The following is a 6,658-nucleotide window of genomic DNA, read 5'->3' on the forward strand; positions in this document are numbered from 1 at the left end:
GAAGACCCCACGCCATACACCTCAACGGGCTCACCCGCACCAGTGTGTCCCGACGTCGCCGAGCGACCCCCCGATTCTCATCCCCCAACGCAGCGACGAAGTCGCAAGCCTTCACACCTCTTGCACCCTGTAAGAAGTAGGGGCCCTGGGGAGGTTCTTCGGGGTGCCGCGCCGCCGTTGGGAAGGCCCGACCTCTTGCTGCCCAGCGGCCAGTTCGACTGGTTGTCAGAGGCTCCTAGGTGGATGCCTCCCGATGGTGGTTCCGCGGCCGGCGATGACGCTCGATAGAGGCAGGGTCTGCTGCACGAGTAGGTGAGATCTGATCTGCGTCGATGTGTGTCGACGCTGGAAGGATGTGCACCGTGCCCAAGCCGTTCCCCAAGGAGTTTCGCCAGGACGTGATCAGGGTCTACCGCAACTCCGATGCCTCGATGGCCCAGGTCGCGAAAGACTTCGGAATCTCTGCGTCGTGCTTGAAGCGCTGGCTCACGATCGATGACCGAACCTCGACCTCCCCCTCGGCAGCGGGCCGAGCCGCCAACGAGTCGGACGCGCTGCGTGAGGCCAACAAGCGGATCAAGTTGCTCGAGCAAGAGAACGAGGTGCTGCGGCGGGCGGCGGCGTACCTGTCGCAGGCGCACCTGCCGGGAAAATGATGTACCCGCTCGTCCGCGAGCTGGCTGCCGACGGGGTTCCCGTCGCGGTGACGTGCCGGGTGCTGAAGATCGCTCGCCAGCCCTACTACCGCTGGCTCGCTCAGCCGGTGGCCGACGCCGAGCTTACGGCCGCCTACCGCGCGAACGCGCTGTTCGATGCTCACCGCGACGACCCGGAGTTCGGCTACCGGTTCCTCCTCGATGAGGCCCGCGACGCCGGCCAGCCGATGGCGGAACGGACCGCCTGGAAGATCTGCTCGCAACTGGGCTGGTGGTCGGCGTTCGGGAAGAAGCGCGGCCGCAACGGCAAGAAGGCAGGCCCGCCGGTCCATGACGACCTCGTCGAGCGCGACTTCACCGCCGCCGCGACCGAACGAGCTGTGGCTGGCCGACATCACCGAGCACTGGACCCGGGAAGGCAAGCTGTATCTCTGCGCGGTCAAGGACGTCTACTCCAACCGCATCGTCGGCTACTCGATCGACTCACGGATGAAGTCCCGGATCGCCGTCGCCGCGCTCGACAACGCCGTCGCCCGCCGCCGGGCAGCAGGCTCCGAGGTGGCCGGCTGCGTGCTGCACACCGACCGCGGGTCCCAGTTCAGGTCCAGAAAGCTCGTTCACCAGCTCAACCGCCATTAGATGGTCGGCTCGATGGGCCGTGTCGGCGCGGCCGGCGACAACGCCGCCATGGAGTCCTTCTTCAGTCTGCTGCAGAAGAACGTCCTCGACCGCCGCATATGGAGCACCCGTGAGGAGCTGCGAATCGCGATCGTGACCTGGATGGAACGGACCTACCACCGACGCCGTCGACAGGCCGCTCTCGGACGGTTGACCCCGGTCGAATACGAGTTGATCATGACGACAGCCGCCGCCCAGGCGTCCTAACCCGACCTGTCACCTATCCGTGCCGCAGACCCAGGTCGCAGTCTTCGCACTTAGCTACAGCGCGAAGAAGCAGTCTGTGCAACTCATGGCCGGCTCCTACCTCTGCGTGCGCCTCGTCCTCGACCGCCTGTGCCTGCTTGGCCTCGAGGCGAACCCACGGCTGCCTGAAGTCCTCATCGCCCATAGCGAGAGCCTCACATGGAAGGACGCACATCGGCAGAGTCCATAATTGCCGCGCGTCCGACAGGCGGCGGAGTGACCGACCCTCGGTCGTGCGACTCAACTATCCGGGTCGATGTCGACGGCTCTCCGGTTGCGGCAAGATGCTGGCACCTGATGTGCGAGGTCACCGAACTCGCTGAGTCGGGGGCCGTCGCCTTGATCTCCGCCCTGCCGGGTGCCTCCGACGATTGCGTCACCGATCCGGTATTTGTGGTCCCCAACATGGATGACCACACGGGCGTCAGATCCCGTGACCGTCGTGCCTGGCGGGAACACCGCGAGCACCTCGTGCCCCGGTTCTCCGAAGCCGACACAGCCGTCCACGAGCCGCAGCGTCGAGCCGATTCCCTGCCCACCAACATTGCCGCTGTACTGCTCAGTCTCCATCAGCACATATGCTTCACCGGCCCGGAGGACCTGGGTGTCCGGGTTGGTGTTCGCGCAGCCCGCACCGATGAAGGCCAGCCCGCCGACAAGGGTCAGCGCCCGCGCCGCCGTCACCGATCTAACGATCACGTTTGCCCCCTTGCGTGCCCTGGCCGACCCGCTCCGGGGCAGCTACCTCTTTCTGGGACGCCGTAGTGGCTCGACCGGTTCCGCGGCCACTGTCGCGTCTGCTCAAAGGCCGGGTGGAGCAGCAGGGTGGGGCTCAGGCAGGGCGACGCCGCAGCCGTCCGCGTTCCTGCTCACGTTCGGCCTTCACCTCGGCGCGGGCGTTCTCTCGCGCCTGCTGGGGGCGACGGTCTTGGAGTCACGAATTTTGCCGTCGCGTCCGTGGATGACGGTCTCGCCTCCACCGGCGATGTGGACGATGCGGTAGTCGGCGGCGACAAGCCTCCGAATCTCACTCTGGTGAGATTCGGAATGACGTTCGGATGAGATTCGGCACTTGGCGCGCTCCCGTCTATCGGCCAGATGGGTTAGGTGCTGACGCGGCGCTGTGACGCACGTTTTTGAGCGCCCGCGGACCGCGGCACCCACGGTAGCTGCGGCGCCACCCTATGCGCGATGAGCAAACATGCGGCTCCGTCTGCTGAGTCAGTCGGCAGTCCGCACGTGAGCGGACGAGATGCCTCGCTTCCTGAACTCTTCGACGAGGATCTGGCGGAATTTGGCACCCATAGGAGGCTCGATAGCACCCTTGCAGTCAATGTAGAACCCGGGGTTGCCGTCCTCGTCCTCCACGATCCCCGAAACGTAGTTAGCCGTGTAGACCCCCGCGTCGTCGGCATCGACGCTAGCCATGCCGCTCCCCGTGTGGATCACTGCGAGGTCGGGGTATTCCCGACCGTCCTCGTCGACTCGCATCATGCGTACGGACGCTCTGTGGAGCGCGGTCCGCAACTCGTGGCGATCTGCTTCTGACTCGACGACGATGCGCTCGTTCGAACCGTCGTCACCGTTTTCGTAGACGTCGCCATCGACGAGAATTTGCTCGTCAGAGCGACCGAGCTCTGCACCTCCACCAACTTGAACGTGATCGATCGCAAGGTCAGGAAAGGTCCGCTGAAAGGCGAGTTCCACCTTGCTTCGCCGTTGGTGGTTGTCAAAAACGCCATCTATGAGTATGACGATGTACCCCTTCAGCAGGGCTTCCACGGCAGGACCGAAAAATTGACTGGCAAAAGGGTTTGGGTCGTCGTTATAGGCGCCTGCGTGAAAGTCCCAGAAGCTTGAGGTCGTCTGCTGGGGTGCCGTTCGAAAGCGGCCGACGCATTGCGCCAACAAATTTTCGTCTCTGGCTTCGGGCCCGAACACGATCAATAGCCTGCCAAGCGGTGACTGCCGAGCCATGGCACCACCCTCCCACGAGGGACACCACCAGTCTCGCGGAACCCGCCAACCGACTCCTGTGTCCGCTCGTCGGCAGAGCAATGTGTCAGAGGCGGTGGAAAGACGCGCCTCCGCCGAAAATTTCCCCAATTGGGCGTGGGCATTGACCAAAGGGCGCCGGCCAGACGCGGTGGCGTGAAACGCTGAGTTGACTCGAGTCATGACCGGTCAGTCTGAAGGCGCGCAGAAGTGGTTCAGAAGAAGCAGGTTGATCGTGCGCGAGTGGCGGCGCGAGCCAAGAGTCGCGGACAAGGCAAGAAGCCCGTTGGAGGCCCGGCGCAACGCCCCAAATCCGACCCGCCGGGCAAGGTGACTGAGGCGTCGGACCCCGCCGAGTCGAGAGGGCGGCGCCCTGGGCCGTGCCCGCTCTGCGGTGCCCGTGTCGCATACGACGACAACTTGCGGATGAACGAGCACCGGTTTCGGGGCACATTCGCTGAGTGCGCTGCCAGTGATCGCGAGTTCGGCTGGATGCCTGGGACTGTTGATGAGGGTCTGCCAAAGCGTCAGCGTGGGGGAGTTCCCATCCCTGCGAAGGACCTCGAAGGCATGCGACGCGTCGTAACCAAAGCGGTCGCCCTGGATCGCGACGTGAAGCGCGCAGAGGCGCGTGCGTCCGCGAAGCTGGACAAGGCGCGCCGAGCAGCTATCGCCCGTAAGACCGCCGAAGAAAGGCCTTCGACAACAATTCCTCAGACGAGCCTATGCACTTCGTGCGGTTTCGAATTCGAACGAGCGCACGGCGGATCTTCACGTAGGTGCGCGGTATGCGATCCACCTCGAAGTTCCTCTGTCTGGGCGTATCGCGGCGGACTCCCGGGTCTCGGACGCAGGTCTTGAGACCGTGGCGAGAGTCCACCGAGCGATGGGTGGACAGACGGCTGGCAGTCATGCGGATGCGCACCTCGCGGCTGACAGGGGCTTTGGGGAGGGCGCCCGCACGCGGTGGTAAGACGCTGTTGAGGAATTGGCGACACCGCCTCCACCCGGTTGGGTGGGGCGGTGCCGTCGTGGGTGGCGCTACTTGAGCTGGAACAGTGCGCTGGTGGGCGTGCTGTCCGGGGTGGTGAGGGTGAGCTTGTAGCAGGTGCCGGCCGTGGTCTTGGGGGTCTGCCAGTTGTAGATGAACTGGCCCGCGGTGGCGTCATAGCGCAGCGTCGTTCCGCCGGTGGTGGTGGTGGTCTCGATCGCGTCGGTGGGGAGGCCGGTGGCGCAGGTGACCTTGGTGGCCGAGAACGCACCGACCGTGGCCGGGTCGGTCACCGGGGTGGAGCCGGCGGTGACCTTGAACTTCACCGGGACCGTCGCCCCGCCCTTGACGGTGTTGAGGACCCCGCCCATGTCGACGGGAGCGAAGAACCCGCTGGTCGTCCACGGCGTCACCGTGTAGCTGCGGGTGATGGTCGTGGTGTTGCCGGCCTTGTCGGTCGCGGTGGCGGCGAGCTTCTGCGGTCCCACGGTCGTGTCGTAGCCCGTCACGGTGCAGGTGCCGTCGACCCCCGAGGTGGCATCACTTGCCGAGCAGGTGGGTGCCGCAGGCGTGCTGCCCCATACGTAGCTGCCGCCGTCGGCGATGCCGCCGTTGTCGAAGGACACCGTCGGGGCGGTGCTGTCACGGTTGATCGTGACGGTGTCAGACGTGGTCCCGCCCAGCGAGGTTGCGGTGCAGGTGAACGACTGGTCGGCACCGTCGGTGTCGATGATGCGGGCCTTGCACGAGGTGCCTTCGGGGGTTGCCGGCGACTCCGGGTCGGTGACGTCGAAGGTGACGCTCGGGGTGCCGCGGTACCAGCCTGCGGATCCGTCTGGCGCGTTCGGGGTCACGGTGTGGGTGATCTTGGGCGGGGTCGCATCGTTGAGCACGTCCGCTGCTTGGGCGTTGTAGTAGCCGGAGGTGTTGCCGTAGTCCCCGACGGCCGTGCAGGACCCACCCGTCACGCAGGACACGGCGCTGAACCCTGCGTCCGGGTTGGGGGTTCCCGCGTCTGAGGGGACATCCGACTTGACCGCCGGGGCCCAGACCCCGTTGGTGCGGGTGGCCGTCATGTTCTGGAAGCCGTTGGCGTCGTAGTAGCCGCCCACGGCGATGCAGTTCCCCACCGACCAGCAGGACACGTTGGCGGACCTGCCACTGAAGTAGCCGCGAGGTGCAGTCGTGCGAGCGTCAGCCGGAGGAGCAACCCTGGTGGCCCGGGCCCACGTCCCGTCGACCATGTCCGCCGTGACCGGTTGCCAGTTGCCAGCTGTGGCCGCGTAGTAGCCAGCGGCTGAGCAGTTGCCCACCGATGGGCATGACACGCCAAGCAGGGCCACATTGGCAACGGCGGCACTGTCGCTGGGGGCGACTACCTGGACCGCGGGTCCCCACACCCCGCCACTCATGGTCGCTGCCATGGCCTGCATGGCCTCGGACTTGTCGACGTAGTCACCCACGGCGACGCAGTTCCCCACCGAGGTGCAGGACACGGGGCCCAGGAACCCCCGAGCGTTCGTGGATGCGCCGGCGGGCGCGGGCACCAGGGACGCCTGCCCCCAGGCTCCGCCGGCCGCGGTCGCCACCATCGCCTGCTGGTAGCCCGAGCGGTCGTTGTAGTTGCCAGCGGTGACGCAGTTCCCCACCGATGTGCAGGCCACCCCCGTGAGGACGGCGCCGCCGGTAGCACCGGTCGGAAGGTTCAGCTTCGCTGCCCGAACCCAGGTGCCGTCGACCTCGGTCGCCACCAGTGCCTGCCGGGCGTTGTTGACGTCCCGGTACTCGCCCACAGCCACGCAGTTGCCGACCGACGTGCAGGACACGCCATTGAAGTTCGCTGGGCCGGAGCCGGCGTCACTGGGCAGCGTTGCCCCTGTCCCGCGGGCCCAGACCCCGCTCGTTTGAACGCCCACGAAGGGACGCGGCCTGTTCATGGTGTCCGTGTACCGGCCCACGGCGGTGCTGTTGCGTGCCGGGTCCGATGGAGGCTCTCATTCCACGGAAGGATGAGAGTCATGGCAGCACCGAGGAAGTACCCCGACGAGCTCCGTGAGCGAGCGATCCGGATGGCGGTCGATCTGCGACGTGA

Annotated in this window: 4 protein-coding genes and 1 pseudogene; 1 reads left to right on the plus strand and 4 read right to left on the minus strand. The window is 66.1% G+C overall.

All coding sequences use genetic code 11. The annotated features are described in order from the left end of the window. Nucleotides 1–362 precede the first annotated feature (362 nt). A pseudogene (locus ACYVDA_RS20520) lies at nucleotides 363–1,541 on the plus strand (IS3 family transposase). A 279-nt stretch (nucleotides 1,542–1,820) separates the two neighbouring features. Here the strand turns inward: ACYVDA_RS20520 and ACYVDA_RS20525 are convergent. From ACYVDA_RS20525 to ACYVDA_RS20540, 4 genes are all read right to left on the minus strand, one after another. Next, complete coding sequence (locus ACYVDA_RS20525) at nucleotides 1,821–2,279, minus strand: hypothetical protein (protein ID WP_460820402.1); 459 nt, start codon at nucleotides 2,277–2,279, stop codon at nucleotides 1,821–1,823. 183 nt (nucleotides 2,280–2,462) lie between these two features. Further along, nucleotides 2,463–2,744, minus strand: coding sequence for a DUF2188 domain-containing protein (locus ACYVDA_RS20530; protein ID WP_460820403.1), 282 nt, complete (start codon nucleotides 2,742–2,744; stop codon nucleotides 2,463–2,465). A gap of 57 nt (nucleotides 2,745–2,801) precedes the next feature. Next, nucleotides 2,802–3,362, minus strand: coding sequence for a hypothetical protein (locus ACYVDA_RS20535; RefSeq protein ID WP_460820404.1), 561 nt, complete (start codon nucleotides 3,360–3,362; stop codon nucleotides 2,802–2,804). 1,254 nt (nucleotides 3,363–4,616) lie between these two features. Continuing rightward, nucleotides 4,617–5,711, minus strand: coding sequence for a PxKF domain-containing protein (locus ACYVDA_RS20540; RefSeq protein WP_460820405.1), 1,095 nt, complete (start codon nucleotides 5,709–5,711; stop codon nucleotides 4,617–4,619). Nucleotides 5,712–6,658: the final 947 nt, after the last annotated feature.

This window comes from Nocardioides korecus (assembly GCF_054778395.1).